We start from the raw sequence: 24,827 nt of genomic DNA, 5'->3' as shown, positions 1-24,827 counted from the left end.
AACGCACTCCGTGCGTTCGATCCACCCTCTCCCCGCAAGCGGGGCGAGGGAAACTACTCCGTCTGAAAGTCCCCCGGCTGCGGCGGCGCCAGCGGTGTGAACTCGCAGCGGTCGGGTTTCACGTCCAGCAGCGGCGTCTCATCGAGGCAATCGAGCCCGCGCACCAGCACGGTCGCCCCCTCAATCCCCACCAGCTTCACCATGGATGTGCCCAGCGGATTGGGCCGCACCGGTGTGCGCAGCGAGAAGATGCCGCGCGCATTGCCGTCGTTCTTGGGGCTCTGCAGCACCAGGTCGCGGCGCGACAGGTGCAGCCAGTAGATCACTTCGAGATGCTTGTAGAGGTCGAGGTCTTTCAGACCCGGCACCCACGGCTCGAAGATCTCGAGCCGGCACACCGGACCGTCATGGCGACCCTGCCGCGGCGTTTCCAGCCGCGACGTCCAGGGTGTGCGGATGCGCCCGATATAGACGAGGCCCGCATGGTTCGGCTTCGGTGCATCGACGGCGAGTTCGCCGGTGCGGATTTCACTTTCACGAACCATTGCCCACCATTCTGATCAATCCAGCGAGATGTTCAGCGCCTTGATCACCTTCGACCACCGCGCCCGGTCCTCGTCAACGAATTCGTTGATCTCCTTGACCGTCTTCGGTCGCAGCACCGGGAAGCCGATCTTTTCCAGCGATGCGCGGAATGTATTGTCGTTCAGGGCGCGGTCCATGCTGGCCATGACCGTCTTCACGACATCGTCCGGCAGTTTCGATGATCCCGCCAGACCGAACCAGACGCCGACCTGATAGTCCGGATATCCGCTCTCGATGACGGTGGGCACGTCAGGCAGATCGGGACTGCGCTCCTTGGAGCTGACACCGAGCGGCCGCAGCAACCCGGCCTTCACGGGCGGCAGCGCCGTGGAGAGCGTATCGAACATCACCTGGATATTGCCGGAGAGCAGATCGGTCAGCGCTGGTCCCGCGCCCTTGTAGGGCACATGGGTCATCTCGACGCCGGCGATCTGCTTGAACATCTCGCCCGCCAGGTGAATCGTGCCGCCGGTGCCGGCCGAGCCGAAATTGAGCTTGCCCGGATTGGCCTTCGCGTAAGCCACGAATTCCTTCACCGTCTTGGCCGGTACGGACGGATGCACTTCCATCACCACAGGCAGATCGGTGACCACCGTCAGCATCCGCAGATCCTTCTGCGGATCGTAGGACAGCTTTTTGTAGAGCAGCGGGTTGAGCACCATGATGGACGCAGCCGTGACAAACAGCGTATAGCCATCCGGTTCTGCACGCGCGACAGCTTCGGCGGCAATGGCGCCCTGCGCGCCCGGCTTGTTCTCGACGATCGTCGTTTGCTTGAGGTCGCGGCCGAGATAATCCGCCACGAGACGCGCGAGCACATCGGTCGGCCCGCCGGCTGCATAAGGCACCACGAGCTTGATCGTGCGCGTCGGATATTCCGCCGCACGGGCGAGCGGCGCGGCAAAACCCAGCGCAGCGATAACGATGCCGGTTATCAAGGCAGAACTTGCGCGCAATCTCATATCGGCTCCCAACCCCTATTTTTAAGTTGAGCGGAGACTATCGCGTTCACGCAGTCATACAAGGCCGATACAGCCTGACGCTGTCGTCTATCAACCGAGGATGTATTTGCCGGTGACCATCACCAGCTCCCCGCATGCGACGCCGAGAAAGATCGAGCGCCGAAAGGCGACGAAGACGACGAGGCCGACAGCCACCGCACCATAGCGCAGCGGTGGCGGAACGCTCGCGAGCGCACCGGGCGGCACGACCAGGATTTGCGCGATGACGCCGGCGAGGATTGCAGTGGCCACCGCCCTCACCCAGATCAGTATCTCGGACTCTTCATCGACACCGCCGCCGAGCCACAGGCCGAGCATGCGCCAGACTTCATTGGGCAGGAAACCCGCCAGCAGCAGTACAAGGAGCGCATGCCAGTCGCCGATGAAGTCGCTCATCGCCGCCTCCAGCGATGCACGCCATAGGCGATCGTCCCGGCCGAGACGCCGGAGATCAGAATATCAACGCCGGTGTTGAAGAGCGACACGACAGGAAACAGCGCGAGACCGAGCACGAGCGCCACGATATCGGGGAGCTGCTTGCAGTTGCGCGCCGTCGACAGCAGAAATGCCAACGGCGTTAGCAGCAGGATCGCCGCGCCGAACAGCGGCGGCAGATTGGCTGCGAGATGATAGCCGATGAAGGTCGCGGTCAGCGACGACAAGACGAGTCCGAGGCCGAGCCCGTTGACGAAGGCGATGCGTCGCTCGCGCGGGACCAGCGGCATCAACCGAAAGCATTCCACCCACAGCGTCACTGCGATGAAATGCGACGGCAAGATCAGTTGCCGCTTTTTGGTCTCCGGCATGCGCAACATCGGCAGCACCGACACCACCATGGGAAACAGACGGATCGCGCTCACAGTCACCGCGAGCGCCGCCTGGATCACTGTGGCGCCGGAGCCGAGCGCGACGAGAAGAATAATCTGTGCGGGGCCGGCCCAGACGAACAACGTACTCGCCAGCGCCCAGAACAGGCTGAAATGCGTGTCATGGGCCAGCGCGCCGATGCCGATATAGGTCGCGAACAGTACCAACGTCAGGATGGTCGTAGTGATCGACCGTATGCCGTAAAGGAAGGCCGCCGCACTGCCCTGCCATCTCGGTGAATCCAGTGCAGGAAGCGACACGTGGGTTTGTTTCTTCTTGGTTGATCCGGCCTGTCATAGGCTGCCGAAAGCCGCCGGCGTCAAGAGGCGCCAATGCATGGGGTGCCAGCAGTCACGCTCTGCCATTGCGCAGCACCAGACAGCCCTGCCCGGCCCGGCGGATCTTGCCGCAGAGATCGTTGGCCTCGTCACGCGTGTCGGTCCCGATCCTCACCTGATAGAAGGTTCGCGTGCCGCGGCTTCGGAACAGCGAACTCAGCAGGTTGGGATCGCGTTCGCCGACCACCGTGCGCAAGCGCAACATCACACGCGCGTAGGACATCAGAGCACGGTCACGATTGAAGCCTGCCGCCAGTTGCACGCCCCATGGCCGTGCTTCGCCAAGCTTCACGCGCGCTTCCAGTTGCGTGACGAAGGGATTGGGCGCGCGCTGCAGCAGCGCCATCAGTTCGCGGCAGCTCGACGTCGCGGCACGCGGCGGCGTCTTGCCGTTGCGGCCCGCAGCCTGCCAGTCCTCGACCGTCGCTCCCGTAATGGCGGAGACATAGTTGCGCGTCTCACCGGGCATGTATCCCTTGCCGTCGAGCCAGTCCTGCACACGGCGCGGTCCTGCATTATAGGCCGCAGCCGCGAGGCCGAGATTGCCGAACTGGTTGCGCAGCTCGCTGAGAAACTCCGCCGATTTCGGCAGCGCCTGCACCGGATCGAACGGATCGAGCAGACGCCGCTCATTGGCCGTGCCCGGCATGAATTGCGCAATGCCCTGCGCGCGCTGGCCATTGCGCGTCACGGGACCCACGGCATCGGGCTGAAACCGGCTCTCCTGCCAGATCACACGGGCAAAGAATTCCAGCGGCAGGTCGTTGGCCCGCGCTGCGGACTCGATCATCAGACACATCGACTCGCGTGCGTCACTGTCACGTGCCAGATTTGGCTTCGACGGCGCCGCCATCGGCATCATCCGGTCCGCGCCGGGCTTCGCCAATTCGCTGACCGGCAGCTCTTCGGCGCGCACGCCCGCGACCGGCGCAAGCAACAGCGCCGCGAGGCAAATTATCCGGCCGATGATGCTTCCGAACGCCATGCCTGATCCCACGCGGATTCCCCGCGCCTTGACAGCGGGACCCCAGCAGCTAGCTATGAATGAAAGACGGCAAAAGCGGGAGTGCAAACAATGGCCGACGCGCGCGACGACACATCCGGCTTTGCCAGCGACGACGATGTTCCGATCCAGTATATGGCCCGCACCCGCGCCTATTATCAGGCGATCGGCTATGATGTTCCCTATCGCTGGGCCCATCACATCGACGCGCCGTTCCAGCCGCTGAAGAAGCCGCTGGCGCAGTCGCGCGTCGCCATCGTCACCACCGCAGCCCCCTTCGATCCCGCCAAGGGCGATCAGGGTCCGGGCGCGCTCTATAACGGCGGCGCCAAGTTCTATCAGGTCTATGACGGCGATACGTCGGTCGATCATGACCTGCGCATCTCGCACATTGCCTATGATCGCGTGCACACGACGGCGGACGACAGCGGCACCTGGTTTCCCCTGCCGGCGCTACGCGCACTCCCGGCGTCGGGCCGCATCGGCAGTGTCGCGCCGCGCTTCTATGGCGCGCCGACCAATCGCAGCCACCGCGTGACCCTTGAGACCGACGCGCCGGAGATCGTCAAGCGCGCCAAAGCCGATGGTGTTGATGTCGCCGTCCTGGTGCCGAATTGCCCAGTCTGCCACCAGACCATCAGTCTCGTCGCCCGCGAACTGGAGGCCAACGGCATCTCCACTGTGGTAACGGGCTGCGCCAAGGACATCGTCGAACACGCTGCCGTGCCCCGTTTCCTGTTCAGCGACTTCCCGCTCGGCAATTCCGCCGGCAAGCCGCATGACAAGGCCTCGCAGGCGCAAACCCTGGAATTGGCGCTGCGCCTGCTGGAATCCGCCGTGGGTCCGCAGACCACCCTGCAGTCGCCGCAGCGCTGGGCCAGGGACGCGGTCTGGAAGCGCGACTACAACAATGTTGCCCTGCTCAGCGCCGAGGAACTGGCGCGCCGCCGGGCCGAATTCGACAAGCAGAAGGACATTGCCCGGGGATTGCGCGAGACGGCGGCCTGAGCCCGTCCTGAGGCCGATCACCCCGTCTTTCGGCGATCGCCCTTAACTTTGGTTTACGTTAAATCCGCTCAATCCGCGCGAGAGCCTTCCCCGCCGGATGGAACTGCGTACAGTCCCCGCCTGTAACCTCAGGGGGCCTCAGGACATGGACGAGCGGCGCAAGAACGTCAGGGACAAGGTGATCTACGGTGCCGTCGCGTCCAAGGACCAGAAGGCCAAGGAATGTGTCGTGCGCGACATTTCCGAGGATGGCGCCCGCATCGAATTTGGCAGCGGCGCACGGCTGCCAAAGGATGAGATGACGCTGGCCATTGCCCGCAAGGGCCGTTCGTTCCTCGCCAGGATCGTCTGGTGGCGCGACAACATCGTCGGCGTCGCCTTCACCGATCCGCCGGTGGAGAGCAAGGAAAGCTCCGACATCGAAGAGCGCCTGCGCAAGAGCGAGAAGAAAAAGCGCGAATTGCAAAAGCAGATTCAGAAACTGCTGGGGCAGTAAGGCGTTTGGCCAAATAACAAAACCGCAAACTCAGCCCTCATCCTGAGGAGCGCGCTTGCGCGCGTCTCGAAGGATGGGTGCATATGCATTCATGGTTCGAGACGGCGCCGAAGAGGCGCCTCCTCACCATGAGGACAGAGAGCGTATCCCCCAAAACAAAAACGGCCGGTGATCTCTCACCGGCCGTTTTCATGTGTTCAATCGGGCGAGAGCTTACGCCTTCTCCAGCGGACCCTTGGCCGAACCCGAGCCCTTGCCCGACTTCGGCTTCTTGGCAGCGCCGCGCTTCGCCGGCAGCTTCTCCGGCTTCGGAGTCACCGGACCATCGACGAATTCGAAGCCGATGCTTTCCTGCTCGACACCGAGCACCGCCTCGTCCTTCTTCAGGATGACGCGGACATGGCCGCCATTCTTGAGCTTGCCGAACAGCAGTTCGTCGGCCAGCGGCTTCTTGATGTGCTCCTGGATCACTCGACCCATCGGGCGCGCACCCATCTGCTCGTCATAGCCGTGCTGGATCAGCCAGGCCTTGGCGGGGTCGGACAGTTCGATGGTGACGTCGCGATCTGCGAGCTGGGCTTCCAGCTGCAGCACGAACTTCTCCACCACCATGCCGATCACATCCGAATTCAGATGTGCGAAGGACACGACCGCATCGAGACGGTTGCGGAATTCCGGCGCGAACTGCCGGTTGATCGCCTCCTGATCCTCGCCTTCCCGCTTGCCGCGGGTGAAGCCGAAGGCCGCACGTGCCATGTCGGCGGCGCCGGCATTGGTTGTCATGATCAGGATCACGTTGCGGAACGAGACCTGCTTGCCGTTATGGTCGGTCAGCCGGCCGTGATCCATCACCTGCAGCAGCACATTGTACAGATCCGGATGCGCCTTCTCGATTTCGTCGAGCAGCACCACGCAATGCGGATGCTGGTCCACGCCATCGGTGAGCAGACCACCCTGATCGAAGCCGACATAGCCGGGAGGCGCGCCGATCAGACGCGACACGGTGTGCCGCTCCATATATTCGGACATGTCGAACCGAATGAGCTCGACACCCAGCGACGACGCCAGCTGCTTCGCCACTTCGGTCTTGCCGACGCCGGTGGGGCCCGAGAACAGGTAGCTGCCAATCGGCTTCTCCGGCTCGCGCAAGCCGGCACGCGCCAGCTTGATCGATGCCGCCAAGGCTTCAATCGCCTTGTCCTGCCCGAACACCACGCGCTTCAAAGTCGACTCAAGATGCCGCAGCACCTCGGCATCGTCCTTCGACACGCTCTTGGGCGGGATCCGCGCCATGGTCGCGATCGTGGTCTCGATTTCCTTGATGCCGATTGTCTTCTTGCGCTTGCTCTCGGCCACCAGCATCTGCGCCGCACCGGATTCGTCGATCACGTCGATCGCCTTGTCCGGCAGCTTGCGGTCGTGGATGTAGCGCGACGACAGCTGCACCGCCGCCTCGATGGCCTCATTGGTGTATTTGAGCTTGTGGTAATCCTCGAAATACGGCTTGAGGCCCTTCAGGATCGAGATCGCATCTTCAACGGTCGGTTCGTTGACGTCGATCTTCTGGAACCGGCGCACCAATGCGCGGTCCTTCTCGAAGTGCTGGCGATATTCCTTGTAGGTGGTCGAGCCCATGCAGCGGATCGCACCCGAAGCCAGCGCAGGCTTGAGCAGATTCGAGGCATCCATCGCGCCGCCCGAGGTGGCGCCGGCGCCGATCACCGTGTGGATTTCGTCGATGAACAGGATCGCATTCGGATGCGCCTCAAGTTCCTTGAGCACCTGCTTCAGGCGCTCCTCGAAGTCACCGCGATAGCGCGTGCCGGCCAGCAACGTGCCCATGTCCAGCGAGAACACGGTGGCCGCTGACAACACTTCCGGCACGTCGCTGTCCACGATGCGCTTGGCCAGACCTTCAGCAATCGCCGTCTTGCCGACGCCGGCTTCGCCGACGAACAGCGGATTGTTCTTCTGACGGCGGCACAGGACCTGGATCGCGCGGTTGATCTCGGCCGTGCGCCCGATCACCGGATCGATCTTGCCGTCACGCGCCTTCTTGTTGAGATTGACGCAATAGGTATCGAGCGCCTCACCCTTCTTCTTGGCGTCGTCGCCGTTTTTGGTCTCGGTCTCTTCGTCAACGCCGCGCACCGGCCGCGCCTCGGAAACGCCCGGCCGCTTGGCAATGCCGTGGCTGATGTAATTCACCGCGTCGTAACGCGTCATGTCCTGCTCCTGCAGGAAATACGCGGCATGGCTTTCGCGCTCGGCGAAGATCGCGATCAACACATTGGCGCCGGTCACTTCTTCGCGACCCGACGACTGCACATGAATGACGGCGCGCTGGATCACGCGCTGGAAACCGGCAGTCGGCTTGGCGTCATCTGCGCCATCCGTCACCAGGTTTTCGAATTCGGTTTCGAGATAATTGACCAGACTGCCGCGCAGCTTGTCGAGATCGACGCTGCACGCCCGCATCACTGCCGCTGCGTCGCTGTCATCCACCAGCGACAGCAGGAGATGCTCCAGCGTCGCATATTGGTGGTGCCGCTCGTTCGCAATCGAGAGCGCCCGATGCAGCGATTGTTCAAGGCTTTGAGAAAAAGTTGGCATTCCGCGTCCTCGTTGGCCCCCACCATCATGATCGTCGTTGCCGGGTCAGGCAACAAGAACCTTTCTCACATATAGTGATGTCTGATCGTGGTGAAAGGCTGGTTCCCGCTGCTTGTTGTGACGTCTCCGCAGAGCACGTCTGTTCATTCCAGCGCATTGTCACATGCGCTGTTGACGCAGCCGAACGACCGCGTTCGACTCACATCAGTTCAATGCAAGACCCGTTCCCAGTTTCCGGGAATTCACGCGAGGCTACTTCTTTTCCATCACGCATTGCAAAGGGTGCTGGTGCTTGCGCGCAAAATCCATCACCTGCGTCACTTTGGTTTCGGCGATCTCATAGGTGAAAACGCCGCATTCCCCGATCCCGTGATGATGAACGTGGAGCATGATCTGCGTCGCCGCCTCGGCGTCCTTCTGGAAGAACTTTTCTAGCACGTGGACGACGAATTCCATCGGCGTGTAATCGTCGTTGAGGATCAGCACGCGATACAGGTTGGGACGCTTGGTCTTGGGTTTGACCTTGGTGATGACCGAGGTGGCCGGCCCACCGGGCGCATTGGACCGGTTGTCGTCCTCTGCCATGCCACGCGGCCGCCGGCGGCGATCGTCGAGGGCGCCGGCCACAGGCATCAGGATGCCGTCAGGCATGAATTTCGAAGGTTTCTGGAACATAGCGCCTGTATAAAAGTCCCTAGCCGATATTGGCCAGCCCCGAATTGACAGCGTCCCCAGCCACGACGTGCTGCCGGACGCCTCGGGCACAGAGGCGCCCCGGGTCGCCGCATGGGTGCGACGCTGTCCGTTACAGGACCGATGGAGCCAATATGGGTTCCTGTGGCCGTTCTCGCAAGCACACTGCAAGCACCTGGAATGGCTCGCCGCGCCCCGCCTGATGGCCCCCGGTCCGGTCAGGGTTAACCGATCGTGCTCGATTTGACCGGATAAGCAAACGAGCCATTTAACCGTCGTTCACGATAATACCGGGCGCTGACGCAGCGGCACGCCAATAGTTGGCCTTTTACCGATTTTCTGAGGACGCCTTTACCACCTGTTCAGCCGCCGCCCCCGAAATGACCTCCAGAAACTCACCATTGGCGGTCACGATGTTTATTCAATCGATTTCAAGCCAGGCGAAGCGCATCGCATCCCGATTTACACGCCACGACGGCGGCAATATCGCGATGACCTTCGCCGTCGCTCTGGTGCCCCTGCTCGGCTTCGTGGGCGCCGCCGTCGACTACTCCCGGGCCAACGCTGCCCGCTCGGCGATGCAAGCGGCGCTCGACTCTGCAGCCTTGATGGTTTCGAAGGACCTGTCCGCCAATCCGACCATGTCGGCGACCGATGTCACCGACAAGGCGAAGGCCTATTTCAACGCGCTGTACACCAACACGAATGCCGGCCAGATCACGGTGACGGCGAGCTACACGACCAACACCAAGGACGGCTCCACGGTCACGGTCAACGGCTCCGGTGCCGTCGCAACCGATTTCATGAAGATGGTCGGCCTCCCGCAACTAGGGATCGGCAGCGGCTCGACCACGACCTGGGGCTCGACGCGCATGCGCGTCGCCATGGCGCTCGACGTCACCGGCTCGATGGGTATGGGGACCGGCAAATTGAAGGCGATGCAGGACGCAGCAACGGGTCTCATCAAGACGCTGAGCGCCAACTCGCGCATGACCGAGGACACCTATATCTCGATCATTCCGTTTGCGCAGATGGTCAATGTCGGCGCGTCGAACAAGAACGCGACCTGGCTCAAATGGGACGAATATGGATCCTGCAGCTATCCGTACTACGACACCAAAGCCGAGTGCCAAGCGGCTGGCCAAACCTGGAACGCGAGCTCCAACAAGAACGCCTGGAATGGCTGCGTCACTGACCGTGATCAGCCTTACGACACCACCAACGAAGCCCCGTCGGGCACAGCACGTTATCCGGCCTACCAGTACAATGCATGCCCCTCAGCCATTCTTGGGATGACATCGGCTTATGGTCCTGCCAACGTTAAGACGCTGACAGACAAGATCGATGCCCTGTCGGCGAATGGCGGCACCAACCAGCCGATCGGCATGGCCTGGGCCTGGCGCACCTTGCAGATCGGTAGCGATCCATTCCCGGCACCGGCCAAGGATTCGAACTACAAATACACAGATGCACTGATCATCTTGTCGGACGGCATGAATACCAAGGACCGATGGTACGGTGACGGCGCCAATTGGTCGACACTGGTTGACGATCGACAGAAGTTACTGTGTGCCAATATCAAAAAGCTGAACCCGGTGACCAACAAGCAGGACACCGTGATCTATACGATCCAGGTCAACACGGGCGGCGATCCGGAGTCCGCAGTTCTGAAATCCTGCGCTGATCCCGGCAATTTCTTTCCTACAAGCACCAACGCCGGCATCGCCGACGCCTTCAAGGCAATCGGCAACTCGCTCAACGCATTGCGCGTGTCAAAGTAAAGCGGCGGCGACACCTTCAAACAAAAACGCCCGGCCATCAGGCCGGGCGTTTTGGTTTCAAAACCGTATCGCTTAGCGCGCCGGGGTCATCTTGGCGACGAAGCCTTCGAACGGCTTGTAGGCCTGCTTGGCGAGATCGACATAGAGTTCGCTGATCTTGTGCGATTCAGCGACGAAGGATTCATAGGCCGACTTGGCGTATTCGGTCTGCACTTCGAGCACCTTGTCGAGCGACTGCACGCCGGACAGTTTGGTCACGAAGGCATTGCCGTCCTCGAACGACTTCTTGGTGTAGTCGCCAACCGCGACAGCGATAGCCTGTGCACCGTTCTGAAGCGTGGCCGCCGATGCGACTGCACTCTCGAACTGCTCCTTGCCGTACTGCTGGATGTCTTCGACCTTGATCACTGCAAATCCTTTCCCGGATTGAACGGGTCAGCCGCGGCCGGGTGGACCCCGGTCTGATCTGACCCGCCCATCTATCGTGCGGTGCACAATGACGTCAAGAATCCTGTGCGATGCACAATTTTTACCATTGGCAATAAATGCACGGGTAACTGGCAAGGGTTGCTTAACCTTTTGGAAACTCGCCGGACCTACCCTGATTTCTTGCATTGGTGCGTTGGGGCCAAAAAGCCCAAAAACTGCATGAGTACATACTCTTAGCCAGAATGGCCGCGTATGCTTCTGCCATCCCGCCGAGAGAACCGCTCAGGCTGACGCTTAAAACTGAGACACATCCCCGGTTGTTGGGCATAATTTAGCCTCACGATCCGGGGAATGAGACTGATCTGACGGGGAAGTCCATGCTTCGCACAACGTTTGCTTCGTCGCGCACCTTGCGGGTGTGTGCTCTTGGGCTGGCAACTCTCAGCATCGCGGTCATCTTTACGACTGACAGTGCGGATGCCCGCCGGCGACATAAATCGCGAAGCCACGTCGCGCGCGTCTCGAGCTACAATCCCGCGTTCTCCTCGATCATCGTCGATGGCAATTCCGGTGCGGTTCTCTCGTCCAACAATCCCGACGGTTCGCGCCATCCGGCGTCGCTGACCAAGATCATGACGCTGTACATGCTGTTCGAGAAGCTGGAATCCGGCAAGCTCACGCTGGACAGCGAAATGGACGTCTCGCAGCACGCTTCCGTGCAGGCTCCGACCAAGCTGGGCCTGCGCCCTGGTCAGACGCTGCGCGTCGAAGATGCCATCAAGGCCCTGGTGACCCGCTCCGCCAACGACGCCGCCGTTGTGATCGCCGAAGCCATTGCCGGCGACGAAGACGATTTCGCCAAGCTGATGACCAAGAAGGCCCGCGCGCTCGGCATGAGCCGCACGGTATATCGCAATGCCTCCGGCCTCCCTGACGATGCGCAGGTGACCACCGCGCGCGACCAGTCGGTACTCGGCCGCGCCATCCAGGATCGCTTCCCGCGCTACTACCGCTACTTTGCCACCGCCTCCTTCAATTATCGCGGCCGCAACATCCGCAACCACAACCGCCTGATCGGGTCAGTCGAAGGCGTCGACGGCATCAAGACCGGCTACACCCGCGCCTCCGGCTTCAACCTCGTCTCGTCGATGAAGCGCGGCAACCGCCATCTGGTCGGCGTCGTACTCGGCGGCCGCAGCGGCGGCGCCCGTGACGCGGCCATGCGCAACCTGCTTGCCGAGAACCTGGACAAGGGTGCCACCCGCCGTACCGTGGCCGCGATCACCGAGCGCAATCCATCCGAATCCGCAACCGAGGTCGCCGAAGCCGAGGCCCAGGCGCGTCCCACCGACACCAAACAGGTCAACGGCGCCATCCAGGTGGCTGCTGCAACGCCGGTCGCCGCTGAACCGATCTCCGAGCTCCCGGCTCGTCCCGCCGCGCCAGCGGCGCGCCCGTCGGTCTTCGCCGCCGCCACCGCAGCGCTGCCCCCGGCAGCGCCGATGCCGCAGGCCCGCAAGCCCGAGCCCGGCCCGCTCAACAGCGGCGTCATCCAGTCCGAGCCCATCTCGACCATTCCAGGCTCGTCAGAGCCGATGAAGCCGGTTCGGGTCCGTACCGTCCAGGTCAAGTCCGGCCAGTACAAGTTGGCCTCCGCGGGCGGCGAGCAACCCGCCCCTCCGGCCGCCACCAATGCCATCACGGCGCGCCCGGAAACCACCGCCCGCTCCCCCGAGACCACCAATTCGCTCTATGCCCGCTCGGAGATGCCGCGCCAGCCGGCAGGCTTCGGGACCGGCAATGGACTTCTCGGCGTCTTGCCGGCCCAGGGAAGCGCTCAGGGCGGCACCCAGATGGCCTATGCCGACCCTGCCCCGCGTAGCGTGCCAGCCCCTCAGGCTCCCGCTCCGCAGACGGTACAACAGGGCGGCGCCATCAAACCCGCCGCGATCCACACCGGCTGGATCATCCAGGTCGGCGCACTCGAGAGCGAGAGCGAAGCACGGATCCGCCTCGACGCCGCGCGCGAACAGGCCCGCGGCCTGCTCGGCAAGGCCGACCCGTTCACTGAAGCCGTCGTCGGCAAGGGCGACAGGAAACTCTACCGCGCCCGCTTCGCCGGCCTCGACCGCGAAAAAGCCGAAGCCGTCTGCAAGACGCTGAAGCGTTCCGAGATTTCCTGCATCACCATCAAGAACTGATCGACTGATACCGTCGGATACGCAGATGGCCGGGACATTGTCCCGGCCATTTTGCTTTTGGTCACCATAAATCCCCGTGGCGACAACTTCTCGTCAAGACTTAGCCGCTACAAAATACAGACGGGGATTGATCGACCACGCCGGGCAACGGCGGGCGATGGGGCGTTCTCAGAGAAACGGAAGCTGCTCGCAGTTGTAGCGTAAAAGCGTGCTGGAGTTAGCTGCGATGCGTGCGAAGCAGAGTGTCCTTGGCCTCGTTGACACGGGCCGCCAGGTACGTCGAGCCCCCCTGGTCGGGATGCAGTTTCTTCATGAGGGATCGGTGCGCGCGGCTGATCTCGTCGCGGGTCGCACCCGGCTTCACGCCAAGGATCTGATAAGCCTCCTCTTCCGTCATTTTACTGCTCGACGCCGCGCGGTCGTGCCGCCCTGCCGTATCGCCCTGCGCGTTCTGACGCCATGCGGGAAACCGGCGGTCAAGATAACTTTCAAGTAGCGCCACGCTCTCCGCATCGAAGCCGGCCATCATCGCCGCCAGTTGCGGCAGGTCGAATGCATCGAGCGACTGACCGGCATAGGGGCCGGCGACGATCCGTCCGCTGAGCTGGCCACTGTCATGATCGAGGGTCATGTCGAGAAACGCCGAGCGGACCTGCGAGGTCTGGCCGGACGATTTGGTCCCGCCCCCGAATATGCCGCCGATATTGCTGAAGCCCGCGGTGCCGAACGGCACCCAGCCCAAGAGACCCGCCCCGAAGATTCCAAGCGGGATCGCCACCGCCAGCTCGCCCTTGATCCCCGTGAACGCCGCCGCCGCCAGCGCCAGCACACCGCCGGCCAGCTTGATGCCGCGCGCCAGCAGTGCCGGGTTGGCCGAGCGGAACATCTGCAGCAGCATGTAAAGCACGAAGACGGCGAGCGCGCCGGCGATCAAAGTAGGCATGAGGGATAGATAGTCGGTTGCCGCGATCCGCGAAACGGTTTTGCAGACCGTTTATCGCATCTGGCCGAGCAGCTTTGCCGCACCCGGTGCCGACGCCGCCAGCCGTGTCAGCGCCTCACGTCCGCCCGCGGCATAGGCGGCTACCGCGCGTAGCAATTCGCGGAGCTGCGCAGCAGCTCCCGGATCGAACCGGCACCAAGCGCCACCGGTCAGCCGGGCAATCTCGCGAAACGCCTGTTCGGCCGCGGGGTCTTGCCCTTCCTGGAACATGAAGACCGGTACTTTCAGCAGGCCGAGCTCGCCCGCTCGTGCACAGAGCTCGTCAACGGACTCCTCCATGGCGTCGCCCACGAACACCAACGCACGCACGCCGGAGGCCACCGCCTCGCGCCGCGTCTCCGATAACACTTTACCGATCTGGGTCTGACCGCCCTGGCAAGCGATCTTGCCCATCAGCCGCGCCAGTTGTGCGGTGTCCGAAATCCAGCCGGTCGCGCGGCACTCGCTGAGACCACGGAAATAGACAAGACGGATATCGAGACTGCCGATCGATGCGGCCTCGCGAAACATGTCGGCCTGCAGCGTGCAGGCCATATCCCAGGTCGGCTGCCGGCTCATGGTGGCATCGAGTGCAAACACCAGCCGCCCGCGCCCGCCCGCTGCATGCGGCGCCATTGCTTTCGCCTTAGCGACGAAGGCGGCAATGTCAGCCGACGCCGATGGCTGCGCCAGCGCATCGGTTTTCAATTTGGGGATCGTGGGATCGCTGGCCATTTGAACTCGCGCTTGCTGCAAGCTTCATGTGGCGAGCATAGGCCGCGCGGTCAACCGCGCAGCGCAGAACTCAATTCACGCTCGGCGTATACTGCGCGATCTTGTTCGGATCAGTCGCACTGCTCTGCTGCGCAGGCTGCTCGATGATCTTTGGCTTGCCGGTGACCGGCGACAGCTTGCTGTCGTCGTCGAGGAACTTGTCGAGCAGCCCCTGAATCTTGGTCTTCAGGGTTTCCGGACCGCGATCGCTCATGTCGGTGTGCTGCGCGCCGGTGTTGACGACCGTGATACCGGCCTTCTCGCAGATCTCGTCATCCGGCACGACACCGGGATCCGGCTTGAACACCGTATCGTGCGAACGGAACGACAGGATCTTGAATTTGCCATCGGTCATGAACGGCACGCGCAGGTTATCCAGCGTCACGACCTTCTTGACGTCATCCGGGAATTCCTTGGCGTAGAACATCGAGATGTCGCCGCCGTTGGAATGACCGACCAGCGTCAGATGATCGTAGTCGGAGTTCGGCTGAATCTTCTTCAGCTCCTTCACCGCATATTTGATGTTCTGAACGCCGCGCTCATAGACCGGCAGACGGCCGACATAGAGCTCGCCGACCTTGGTCACGAGCGGAGCGTCGGTATCGAGATCGTGTTGGATGCTGACGGCCATATAACCGCGCGCCGCAAACACGTTCGCGAGAAACGAGTATTCGGTGAACTTGACGGTGTTACCGTGATTGAGGACCGCGACCGGCAGAGTGATCATGCCGGCATTGGCCTGCATTTCCTTGTCGCGGCGAACGGCGATGTCGACCTGCACAGGACGATTACGCGACGCGTCAAAGAACGTCAGCGTCTCATGCCGAATAGCCCACTTCGACGCGGTGAAGTACGCGGCGGTGGTCAGCACGCAAACCGAAAGCAGAATGAGAAGTCCGCGTTTCATGTTCGTCCCTGATCGGCCAGCTAGAGATAGGTCTCAGCCGGCTACAGCACTTATGGGCCGGAATGGCCTCAAGCGGCTGCTTCAACAGCATATATGTCACAGCCCGGTGACAGAAAGGCTAAATATTGTGAATTCCGAGCCATGTTCTTGTGCGCCGCACCCGTTTCTTGTGCAGTTGCTAAAGAAAGCCACGGTCGAATTGAGCGATTTTGAACAAGTTTCGCAAGGGATCGGAATTTCAAAAACGTCCTGTTTTCAACGACAAATCAACTGTCGAACGGGTGACTCGTTCCCCGGTAAAAGAAAATGATACCTGTGGTATCAGCGTGAAGTTGAGTGCGGGATCGTTCATAGCCTGCCGAACGCGCAGCGCTGGCTTTGCACAGTGGACGCGACTCAGTTGCCAAGGATGTCGTGAACGTCCAGCGGCTTGTCGACCTGGGCAAACCACTCGGCGCGGTTGGCGGCGCGGCGGCGGCCACGCTCATCGAGCGGCAGCTTCAACTTGCGCAGCAGTTCGATGACTTCCTCGCGCGCCGTGACATGGCCCATGCTCGGGCGTCGCCCGAGCGTAGCTTCGTTGAGATCGTCGAGCGCCGTCAGGCCACGCGGGAAGAACTCACGATACATCACGCGCTCGGCGAGACCGTCGATGGCGCGGAAACCGAGCTGCAGCGAAAGTTGATCGAGGACGCCGGCGACCAGCATCTTGTTGTGTGAGCCGAGCATCGAGAGCCGGTTGCGCACCACGATCCAGTCGGTGGTCGAGCCATCGTGCTGGCGGCGCTTGCGCCGGGCTTCGCGTGCCATCTTCGAATAGTGGCTCTCGCCGGTCACCTTGTAGCTTGTAGCATCGACGGCGCCGAGCACGTCGAAATCGAGGAAGCTGTCATTGATCGGCGTCACCAGCGTATCGGCCATCGAATGCGCCAGACGCATCAGATAGGTATCGCTGCCAGGCGTGTCGATGACGATGAAATGGTGGGTACGTTCCACCGCGCTCACCGCGGTCATGAACTGATCGAGTTCGAAGGCTTCGTTGTCGGCGATCTGCATCGTCTCGCCGAGCTTGACGCAGCTATGGGTCGGCACTTCCAGCGCAAGTCCGGCGCTCTGTGCCCAGGCTGCGCGGTTGGCAATATAGCGCGTGAAGCTCTGCTGGCGACTGTCGAGATCGATGGTGGCGACGCGCTGACCGGCCTTCAGCAGCGCCACGGCAATATGAAGCGCAGTGGTCGATTTGCCCGACCCGCCCTTCTCATTGCCGAGCACGATCACATGCGCCGTGCCGGACTGTCCCTGGGTGGTTTGCATCAACATCGCGCGATCCTTCGATCATCTTCAAATCGCGAGGCGTGGCAAGGGTCAAGCTAAATACAGGGGCACCCCGCCCTGCGGGCGATCAGCCGCGCTTAATCATGAATCCCGGCGGCCGGTTGCGGCATCAGGACACCCGGCAGCCTGGTATCGTGAGGCTTGGGTGATCCCGCGAGCTTTGATAAGCAGGGCGCGCACGCCCTCACCCGCCGCAGCCAACAACAAGAACGAGCCGCAATGCCCCGCACCCCGATCGTCGTCCGCACCCTGCCCGCCCTCCGCAAGGCGCTCGAAGGTCTCCGGGCACGCAAGGCGACCATCGGCCTGGTGCCGACCATGGGAGCGCTGCATGACGGCCACGTCTCCCTGGTGCGCCTCGCTCAGCGCCGCACCAGCAAGGTCGTGGTGTCGATTTTCGTCAATCCAACGCAATTCGCGCCGACCGAGGACTTCGGCTCCTATCCGCGCACCTGGAAAAGCGACGTCGCCAAACTCACCGAAGCCGGCGTCGACCTGATCTGGAATCCCGACGCCAAGGTGATGTATCCGGAAGGCTTCGCAACGAAGATCACGACCGGAGGCCCGGCCACCGCCGACCTCGAAGATCGCTTCCGCCCGCATTTCTTCGGCGGCGTCGCCACTGTCGTCGGCAAGCTGTTCACGCAGGTGCGACCGGACATGGCGTTCTTCGGCGAGAAGGACTACCAGCAACTCAAGGTCGTGACGCGCATGGCGCGGGATCTCGATCTCGGCGTCAAGGTGACCGGCGCAACCACGGTGCGCGAGCGCGACGGTCTCGCGATGTCGTCGCGCAACGTCTATCTCTCGCCGGAAGACCGCGCCACGGCGCCGGTGCTGTATCGCGCGATGAAAGAAACCGCCAAGCGCCTGAAGGCGGGCGATGACCTTGAAGCCGCCATGGCCGGTGGCGCCGCGATGATCACCGCGGCAGGCTTCGCACTCGACTACTTCGAAGCGCGCCATGCGGAGTCACTGGCGCCGGTCAGTTCGATGAAGGATGGCCCGGTGCGCCTGCTGGTGGCCGCGAGAATCGGCAAGACGCGGCTGATCGACAATATCGGGGTGTGAGGCTTTCGTCCTGACTCGTCATTCCGGGGCGCATGTCGCCGGCGAAGCCGGCAGAGCGCGAACCTCAGCCACTCCACTTGGAGTGGTGGGGAAGCTCGATCCACGCTCGTCATTCCGGGGCGCATGAAAGCGGCGAAGCCGCTGCAATGCGAACCCGGAATCTCGATGTGTTTGGCACGATTGGAGACTCCCATGCTGAGATTCCGGGTTCGCGTCCGGCAAGTGCCGGCCGCGCCCCGGAATGACAGTTTTGGGGCGGCAAGACAGTGTCTAAACATTTTTTCCTATCTCTCATTGACAACATCCCTAACTTGATTATATTCCCCTCCGTCCTGCCCCACCGAGAGGGGCGATCGCGATCGTCACGTTCGCGGGGCAGGATGCGGTGGACGCCGGAGATGCGGCGTCACGTGGTTCATGGGGGAACGTCTGTCTTCGGGCAGGACGGATCTGCGCCAGCACTGCCACTGGCAAGGAGACGGCCGGCCTTCGGATGGAAAGACCCCTGGACAGTGTGACGGACGACCAAATCGAAACGCGTTCGGCCTATTCGCTTGAGGCTCCCTTCCCATCGCCTTGAGACTTTAATTCGCGATCGGAGCGTTCGTCGAGGCAAAGTGCAAGCAACCGAAAAAACACCGCAGGCGGAACGTCGGGCACTTGCTCGGCGCCTCCGAAAGTCCTGATGCACTCTCAATTGCGGAAGACCGCATTCGCATCAGGCCCAAGGGTGCATCGGGCACCTGGCGTTCCGCACGCCCTCTCACAAGAGGGTGGGAATGCAAGCGACGACGGCGCCCCCGCGCCGCAAATAATGGGGGTGATGACGCATGTCTGAAGAGCAGTGGCTGTTTGACATTCACATCTGCAACGGCGCGCAGGCGTTTGTGGAACCCCTCCCCCTTGCGGGGAGGGTCGGCCGAACGAGGCGATGCGCAGCATCGACGAAGTGGAGGCCGGGGTGGGGGTGCCACGAGCGACGCCCTCACGTGGGGCGCCCTCCCCACCGCGCGCCGCTGCGCCACGCTTGGGGGAGAGAAAAGAAAGCCCTACTCCGCTGCGATCTGGCGCGGCGCCGGCGGCGGATTGACGAGGTCCTTGGCGAGTTCGGCGTAACGCACCTTCGCGGCCTGCACCGAGGCTTCCTTCACCGGGCCGTAGCCACGAATGCTGTCCGGCAACGAGAGGAGCTGCACGGCCGTATCCACCGTGAGCGGCGACAGCAGGTTCAACACCGTCGCGACGTCCTTCTCGTACCCCGCAATCAGATCGCGCTCCAGTCTGCGGTCGGCGCTGTAGCCGAACACATCCAGCGGCGTGCCGCGCAAGGTGCGCAGCTTCGCCAGAATGCGAAACAGCGGCAGCATCCAGGCGCCGAAGGCGCGCTTCTTCGGGCGCCCCGACGCATCCGTACCCGGCAGCATCGGCGGCGCGAGATTGAAGCTGATCTTGATGTCACCCTCGAACTGATCGCGCAGCTGCTTCTCAAACTTGCCGTCGGTATAGAGCCGCGCGACCTCGTATTCGTCCTTGTAGGCGAGCAGCTTGGCATAGTTGATCGCCACCGCACGCGGCAGTTCATCGTCATAGCCACCACGCATGGCGGCCTCACGGACCAGATCGACCATCGCCTGATAGCGCTCAGCGAGCTTGCTGTTCTGATAGTCCGTCAGCAATCCGCTGCGATGAGCGACGATCTCGTCGAGGCTCATCTCATCCAGCGTCTTTGGCGCGATGGTCTCATCGGCGCCCTTGAGCATACTGGCGAGCCGTGCCGGATCGGCGGCGGCAAGACGGCCAAGCTGGAACGCCAGCATGTTCATCTTGATCGAGACGCCATTGAGCTCGATGGCCTGCTCGATGGACGCTGCCTGCAGCGGCAGCAGCCCCTGCTGATAGGCAAAGCCCATCATCATCATGTTGGTGGCGATGGAATCGCCAAGCAGCGCTTCGGCCGCCTTGGTGAAATCGAGGAATGTCGATTCCTTGCGCAGCGACATTTCCAGCACGTTGTTGACCTTGCGGGACTGGAAATTGAAATCGCGGTTGCGCACGAAATCCGCGATCGGAATGAGATGGGTGTTGACGATGCCATAGGTGCGCGAGCTCTCGCAGAGCGAGATCGTGTCCTTGGCGATGGCCACCACTTCATCGGCCGCGATCAGGACATCCGCCGTGCCGGTAACGATGCGCGAGCAGGTGACGTCGCCGGTGTCGTTGGCGAGACGCACATGGCTGAGCACCGCACCGCCCTTCTGCGCAAGCCCAGACATGTCGAGGATCATCGAGGCTTTGCCCTCGATATGCGCGGCCATGCCAAGTAGTGCACCAATGGTCAGCACGCCGGTGCCACCGACGCCGCCGACGGCGACATTATAGGGCTTGTCGAGCGTCGGTCGCGTGGCGGGCTCCGGCAATGCACCGATGGCGCCGAGTTCGACGGGCGCCTTGCGCTTCAGCTTGCCGCCATCGACGGTGACGAAGGACGGGCAAAAGCCCTTGAGGCACGAATAGTCCTTGTTGCAGGACGACTGATTGATGGTGCGCTTGCGACCTAGTGCGGTCTCCAGCGGCTCCACCGAAATGCAGTTCGACTGCACCGAGCAATCGCCGCAGCCTTCGCAGACTGCCGGGTTGATGAGCACGCGGCGCTGCGGGTCTTCCAGAATGCCCTTCTTGCGGCGGCGACGCTTCTCGGCCGCGCAGGTCTGCACGAACACGATGGCCGAGCAGCCCGGCACTTCGCGGCAGGCCTTCATGACCTTGTCGAGTTCGTCGCGATGCGCCAGCTTCACGCCCGGCGCGATGGTGCTGGCGGGATAGGCATCGGGATTCTCCGACACGAGATAGATCTCGCGGATGCCCTCGCTGTGGAGCTGGAACGTGATCTTCTGCGGCGACAGGTCACCGTCATGGTGCTGACCACCGGTCATCGCCACGGCATCGTTGTAGAGGATCTTGTAGGTGATGTTGGCCTTGGAGGCGATCGACTGGCGGATCGCCAGCGAACCGGAATGGAAGTATGTGCCATCGCCGAGATTGGCGAAGATATGCTTCTCCTTGGTGAACGGCGCAATGCCGGTCCATGGCACGCCCTCGCCGCCCATATGGGTGAAGGTCTCGGTGGAGCGATCCATCCACAGCGTCATGAAATGACAGCCGATGCCGGCCAGCGCGCGCGAGCCCTCCGGGACCTTGGTGGAAGTATTGTGCGGACAGCCCGAACAGAAATACGGCGTGCGCGTGATCGGCACGACGTTCTGCACCTGCGAGGCTTCGCGTCCATGAAACCAGTCGGCCTTGGCGCGCAGCAGTGCCGCGATCTCCGGATCGATCTCCATCGCCAGCAGGCGATCCACCAGCGAGGTCGCAACCTTGGCGACGCTCAGTTCTTCGGCGAATGGCAGGAAGCGATGATCGTGGGAATCCATCTTGCCGACGATGCGTGGCCGCACATCGTCGCGCCAGTTGAACAGCTCCTGCTTGACCTGGTTCTCGACGATCTCGCGGCGCTCTTCGACGATAAAGATCTCATCGAGACCCACCGCGAACTTGCGCACGCCTTCCGGCTCCAGCGGCCACGGCATGCCGATCTTGTACAGCCGCAGACCAATCTTCGCGGCCACCTCTTCGGTAATGCCGAGCTCGCGCAGTGCCTGGCGCACGTCCTCATAGCTCTTGCCGGAGGCCATGATGCCGAAGCGCGCATTTGGCGAGTCCATGGTGACACGGTTGATGTTGTTGGCGCGGGCAAAGGCAATCGCCGCGAAGCCCTTGTAGTCCTGCAAGCGGCGATCCTGCACATAGCGGTCGTCCGGCCAGCGCAGGTTCAGACCATCCGGCGGTAGTTCGAAATCGGTGGGAATATTGAACGGCGTCATCTCGTCATTGAGGTTGATCTCCGCCGTGGTCTCCACGGTTTCGGTGATCACCTTCATGCCAACCCAGCAGCCGGAATAGCGCGACATCGCGATACCGAGCAGACCCATCTCGATCATCTCGTGGATCGACGACGGGTAGAGATAGGGCATCAGCGCCGAGATGAAGGCATGGTCGGACTGATGCGGAACGGTCGAGGACTTGGCGCCGTGGTCGTCGCCGGCGAGACAGAGGACGCCACCGAATTTCGCGGAGCCGGCGGCATTGCCGTGGCGGAAGACGTCGCCGCAGCGATCGACGCCAGGGCCCTTGCCGTACCAGATGCCGACCACGCCATCATATTCGGCGCCGGGCGAGAGATTGAGCTGCTGGGTGCCCCAGATCGCGGTGGCTGCGAGGTCCTCATTGACGCCGGGCTGGAATTTGACGCCGTATTGATCGAGATGTTTCCGCGCGGCCACGAGCTGCTGGTCGTAGCCGCCGAGCGGCGAGCCGCGATAGCCGGTCACAAAGGCTGCGGTGTTCAGACCCGCCGCGCGGTCCCTGCGGACCTGCGCCATCGGCAGTCGCACCAGCGCCTGAATGCCGGTCAGGAAGATGTGGCCGGAGCCCTGGGTGTATTTCTGATCGAGACTGATCGCGCCTTGATTAATTCCCATTCCCACCCTCGTCACTGCGGCCTCTGAGCTGTCGCCCGGCCTGCTCGCGCCTATTATCTGGGGTCGTTCGACTCCCTTAGAAACAGTCTATGTTGGATTTTGAACGGGACGCACCACAATTCTGGGCAATGGAGCCCCGCGTCCAAAGAACGCAATTTCGTGATGAATGCGGCCGGTAGGCTTGTCACGTTGTGTCGCCGCAAAGGCCTTTGGCGCAAGGACGTAACGGCTTCACGCTGCAGTGCGATGCAGCACAAACTGCCCAAGGAGGCTCAGGCCTCGCCCGGGAATATCTCACTGATGATCTTCATCAGATCGGCCTCGCGAAACGGCTTGCGCAGATAGGCGCGAAAACGCCCTGCCCGGTCGCGCACGACATGCTCCAGCAACGAGGTCATGACGACCACCGGAATTCCGCTCAGCCGCTCGTCCTGCCCCATCGCTGCGATCAGGCCGGCGCCGTCGAGGAACGGCATCATGAAATCGGTTAGCACGAGATCGGGCGTGTCCCGATGCAGAATGTCGAGCGCCTCACGGCCGTTGCCAGCTACGAGGACATTGAAGGCATATTCGCTCAACAGGACTTCGAGCCAGTCGGCGATCGCCCATTCGTCCTCGACAATCAGGACAGTTCGCACCACTATTCTCCAGTCAACTTAAGATCCGTCGATGGAGTTGGTGCAGGTCCCTGACTAGAAATGTCCCTGAGGATGCGCTCCGCGCTCTGGAAATCGGCATCGAGAACGATGCCGCCGTCGAGAATTTCAAAGCGGCGCATGCGCATATCGGTCCGGCGGTCACGCGATTTCAGAATGGTCATCAGACGATGGTTTTCCGAGCGCAGGGCTGCGAGATGCAGCGCGATGATGTTCTCGGCAACCGCGGAGAGACCCGTCTGGTTGACGCCCTTGAGCGGCTGCCCGGGTGTCATGCCAGCGTGGTCCGTTTCTGCGGTTGCCAGCGTGGTAACACCGAGTGCGCGCAACTCGTTGCACAGCGCCGACAAAAAAGAACCGATGCGCTCCTTTTCGTCGGTGAGCTTCGAGAAGCCTTCGATGCCATCGATCACCAGACGGCGCACGCCGTTCTGCCTGATGGTCGAGAGCAGCTCGGTTGCGACCTCGTCGAGCACCGCTTCTGTCTGCGGGCGCCACATCAGCGTGACCTTGTCGGCCCGCGATTTCAGCGGCAGCTTGAGGCTGTCGGCCTTGATCCGCAGCGCCATCGGATTCTCGTGAAACCCGAACAGCATCGCCGGTTCATTGGCGGGACCGCCGGTCAGGAACTGAAGACCGGCCGTGGTTTTGCCCGACCCGGAAGGCCCGAGCACCACTGTCACCGAATGCGTATCGACGCCGCCGCCGAGCATCTTGTCCACGCCGCCAATGCCGACGGACACCATGGGACCGTCGGCGCTGTCCCAGACGCTGGGTGTCTCCAGCAGCGCCTCGATACGCGGATAGATGGCGTGTCCATTCTCGGTGATGCGATAGGAGTGCTTGCCGCCCATGAACCAGGTGCCACGCAGCTTGTGGACCTGAAGTGACCGCTCGGCGCGGCGGCCATGCAGTGCCGACTGCAGCTCGATGAGACCGTCCACCATCGTATGCTCAGGCGGATGCGCATCGGCATCGAAGGCGCTGGTCAGAAGGAACATGGTGCAGTTGCTGAAGGCGGCCTGGGTCTGCAATTCGTGGATGAACTTCTTCAGCTCAAGCTCGGAGCGCGCCTTTTCGTGCACGGTGATGAGACCATCGAGCACGAGGATGCTGGCCTTGCGCGTGCGAACCTCGCGGCGGACCACGTCCAGCAGTCCGCGCAGCCCGTCGTCTTCCAGCGTCTTGAAGGCGCCAACATACGACATGCGGTCGGGAATCGCTGCTTCATCGAAGAAGGTCATCCGCCGCATGTGTCCGATCATACGGGCGTGGCTCTCGGCAAGCAGTGTGATGTAAAGCGCGTTCCGCCCCTGCGCGGCCTGCGCGAAACAGATCTGGTTGCCCAGAATCGTCTTTCCGGCGCCCGGGGCGCCCTGAATGATGTAGATGCCGCCGTCGAAAACGCCCCCGCCCAGGATCGCATCGAGACCCGGTACGCCGGTTGCAAACCGGCCGTTATCGCCACTCATTCCGAAACTGCCCCTAACGTGTCACCTATACCGGTGAGATGTTGAAACGTGTCGGGGAGCGATGGGTTCCAAAGCTT

The 24,827-nt window shown here is 62.3% G+C and carries 20 protein-coding genes; 5 read left to right on the top strand and 15 right to left on the bottom strand.

Features of this window, described 5'->3' with window-relative positions; translation table 11 throughout:
• Positions 1-53 precede the first annotated feature (53 nt).
• From tsaA to AC1DUY_RS29870, 5 genes are all read right to left on the bottom strand, one after another.
• Positions 54-545: a tRNA (N6-threonylcarbamoyladenosine(37)-N6)-methyltransferase TrmO gene (gene tsaA / locus AC1DUY_RS29890; RefSeq protein ID WP_478118989.1), complete on the bottom strand. Its 492-nt coding sequence runs from the start codon at positions 543-545 to the stop codon at positions 54-56.
• A gap of 15 nt (positions 546-560) precedes the next feature.
• The gene (locus tag AC1DUY_RS29885; RefSeq protein WP_478118987.1) at positions 561-1,547 is read right to left on the bottom strand and encodes a Bug family tripartite tricarboxylate transporter substrate binding protein; all 987 of its coding nucleotides are present in this window, start codon (positions 1,545-1,547) and stop codon (positions 561-563) included.
• A gap of 90 nt (positions 1,548-1,637) precedes the next feature.
• Complete coding sequence (locus AC1DUY_RS29880) at positions 1,638-1,982, bottom strand: AzlD domain-containing protein (protein WP_439064187.1); 345 nt, start codon at positions 1,980-1,982, stop codon at positions 1,638-1,640.
• Positions 1,979-2,713, bottom strand: a complete 735-nt coding sequence (locus tag AC1DUY_RS29875) for an AzlC family ABC transporter permease (protein ID WP_478118984.1) — start codon at positions 2,711-2,713, stop codon at positions 1,979-1,981. The genes AC1DUY_RS29880 and AC1DUY_RS29875 overlap by 4 nt, the downstream gene beginning before the upstream one ends.
• A gap of 91 nt (positions 2,714-2,804) precedes the next feature.
• Positions 2,805-3,776, bottom strand: coding sequence for a transglycosylase SLT domain-containing protein (locus tag AC1DUY_RS29870; RefSeq protein ID WP_478118982.1), 972 nt, complete (start codon positions 3,774-3,776; stop codon positions 2,805-2,807).
• Positions 3,777-3,866: 90 nt separating this feature from the next.
• Here AC1DUY_RS29870 and AC1DUY_RS29865 point away from each other — a divergent pair, with 90 nt between their 5' ends.
• Both AC1DUY_RS29865 and AC1DUY_RS29860 read left to right on the top strand, forming a co-directional pair.
• The gene (locus AC1DUY_RS29865) at positions 3,867-4,802 is read left to right on the top strand and encodes a glycine/sarcosine/betaine reductase selenoprotein B family protein (RefSeq protein ID WP_478118980.1); all 936 of its coding nucleotides are present in this window, start codon (positions 3,867-3,869) and stop codon (positions 4,800-4,802) included.
• A gap of 145 nt (positions 4,803-4,947) precedes the next feature.
• Positions 4,948-5,298, top strand: a complete 351-nt coding sequence (locus tag AC1DUY_RS29860) for a PilZ domain-containing protein (protein WP_478118978.1) — start codon at positions 4,948-4,950, stop codon at positions 5,296-5,298.
• A gap of 213 nt (positions 5,299-5,511) precedes the next feature.
• Here the strand turns inward: AC1DUY_RS29860 and clpA are convergent, their stop codons facing one another.
• Both clpA and clpS read right to left on the bottom strand, forming a co-directional pair.
• Positions 5,512-7,911 (bottom strand): ATP-dependent Clp protease ATP-binding subunit ClpA, encoded by a 2,400-nt coding sequence (gene clpA / locus AC1DUY_RS29855; protein WP_089263729.1) that lies wholly within the window; start codon positions 7,909-7,911, stop codon positions 5,512-5,514.
• Between the two features lie 252 nt (positions 7,912-8,163).
• Positions 8,164-8,496, bottom strand: a complete 333-nt coding sequence (gene clpS / locus AC1DUY_RS29850; RefSeq protein WP_068734422.1) for an ATP-dependent Clp protease adapter ClpS — start codon at positions 8,494-8,496, stop codon at positions 8,164-8,166.
• 521 nt (positions 8,497-9,017) lie between these two features.
• Here clpS and AC1DUY_RS29845 point away from each other — a divergent pair.
• Positions 9,018-10,385, top strand: a complete 1,368-nt coding sequence (locus tag AC1DUY_RS29845; protein WP_439077529.1) for a TadE/TadG family type IV pilus assembly protein — start codon at positions 9,018-9,020, stop codon at positions 10,383-10,385.
• Between the two features lie 72 nt (positions 10,386-10,457).
• Here AC1DUY_RS29845 and AC1DUY_RS29840 read toward each other — a convergent pair whose 3' ends face one another.
• Complete coding sequence (locus AC1DUY_RS29840; RefSeq protein ID WP_068734393.1) at positions 10,458-10,793, bottom strand: phasin family protein; 336 nt, start codon at positions 10,791-10,793, stop codon at positions 10,458-10,460.
• A gap of 398 nt (positions 10,794-11,191) precedes the next feature.
• Between AC1DUY_RS29840 and AC1DUY_RS29835 the strand changes: the two genes are divergently transcribed.
• Entirely contained in the window at positions 11,192-13,015 is a 1,824-nt protein-coding gene (locus AC1DUY_RS29835) for a serine hydrolase (protein WP_478118975.1), read from the top strand.
• Between the two features lie 217 nt (positions 13,016-13,232).
• On the opposite strand, the gene AC1DUY_RS29830 is transcribed toward AC1DUY_RS29835, so the two are convergent.
• The 4 genes from AC1DUY_RS29830 to AC1DUY_RS29815 form a co-directional block, all read right to left on the bottom strand.
• On the bottom strand, positions 13,233-13,958 hold the full coding sequence (locus AC1DUY_RS29830; RefSeq protein ID WP_478118973.1) for a DnaJ domain-containing protein: 726 nt from the start codon (positions 13,956-13,958) through the stop codon (positions 13,233-13,235).
• 51 nt (positions 13,959-14,009) lie between these two features.
• Positions 14,010-14,732: a vWA domain-containing protein gene (locus AC1DUY_RS29825; protein WP_478118971.1), complete on the bottom strand. Its 723-nt coding sequence runs from the start codon at positions 14,730-14,732 to the stop codon at positions 14,010-14,012.
• Between the two features lie 70 nt (positions 14,733-14,802).
• Positions 14,803-15,678, bottom strand: a complete 876-nt coding sequence (locus AC1DUY_RS29820) for an alpha/beta fold hydrolase (RefSeq protein WP_089263722.1) — start codon at positions 15,676-15,678, stop codon at positions 14,803-14,805.
• A 396-nt stretch (positions 15,679-16,074) separates the two neighbouring features.
• Entirely contained in the window at positions 16,075-16,998 is a 924-nt protein-coding gene (locus tag AC1DUY_RS29815) for a division plane positioning ATPase MipZ (protein ID WP_184517799.1), read from the bottom strand.
• 234 nt (positions 16,999-17,232) lie between these two features.
• On the opposite strand from AC1DUY_RS29815, the gene panC reads away from it, so the two are divergent.
• Entirely contained in the window at positions 17,233-18,084 is an 852-nt protein-coding gene (panC, locus tag AC1DUY_RS29810) for a pantoate--beta-alanine ligase (RefSeq protein ID WP_478118968.1), read from the top strand.
• A gap of 1,049 nt (positions 18,085-19,133) precedes the next feature.
• Here panC and AC1DUY_RS29805 read toward each other — a convergent pair.
• The 3 genes from AC1DUY_RS29805 to AC1DUY_RS29795 all read right to left on the bottom strand — a co-directional run bounded on the left by AC1DUY_RS29805 (position 19,134) and on the right by AC1DUY_RS29795 (position 24,750).
• On the bottom strand, positions 19,134-22,622 hold the full coding sequence (locus AC1DUY_RS29805) for an indolepyruvate ferredoxin oxidoreductase family protein (RefSeq protein WP_478118966.1): 3,489 nt from the start codon (positions 22,620-22,622) through the stop codon (positions 19,134-19,136).
• A 272-nt stretch (positions 22,623-22,894) separates the two neighbouring features.
• Positions 22,895-23,260, bottom strand: coding sequence for a response regulator (locus tag AC1DUY_RS29800; protein WP_068731403.1), 366 nt, complete (start codon positions 23,258-23,260; stop codon positions 22,895-22,897).
• 2 nt (positions 23,261-23,262) lie between these two features.
• Positions 23,263-24,750, bottom strand: coding sequence for an RAD55 family ATPase (locus tag AC1DUY_RS29795; RefSeq protein ID WP_120291987.1), 1,488 nt, complete (start codon positions 24,748-24,750; stop codon positions 23,263-23,265).
• Positions 24,751-24,827 lie beyond the last annotated feature (77 nt).

Source organism: Tardiphaga sp. P4_G1, assembly GCF_056401215.1.
Note: the sequence above shows the minus strand (reverse complement) of the source record. Positions and strands in the feature narration are given on the sequence as shown.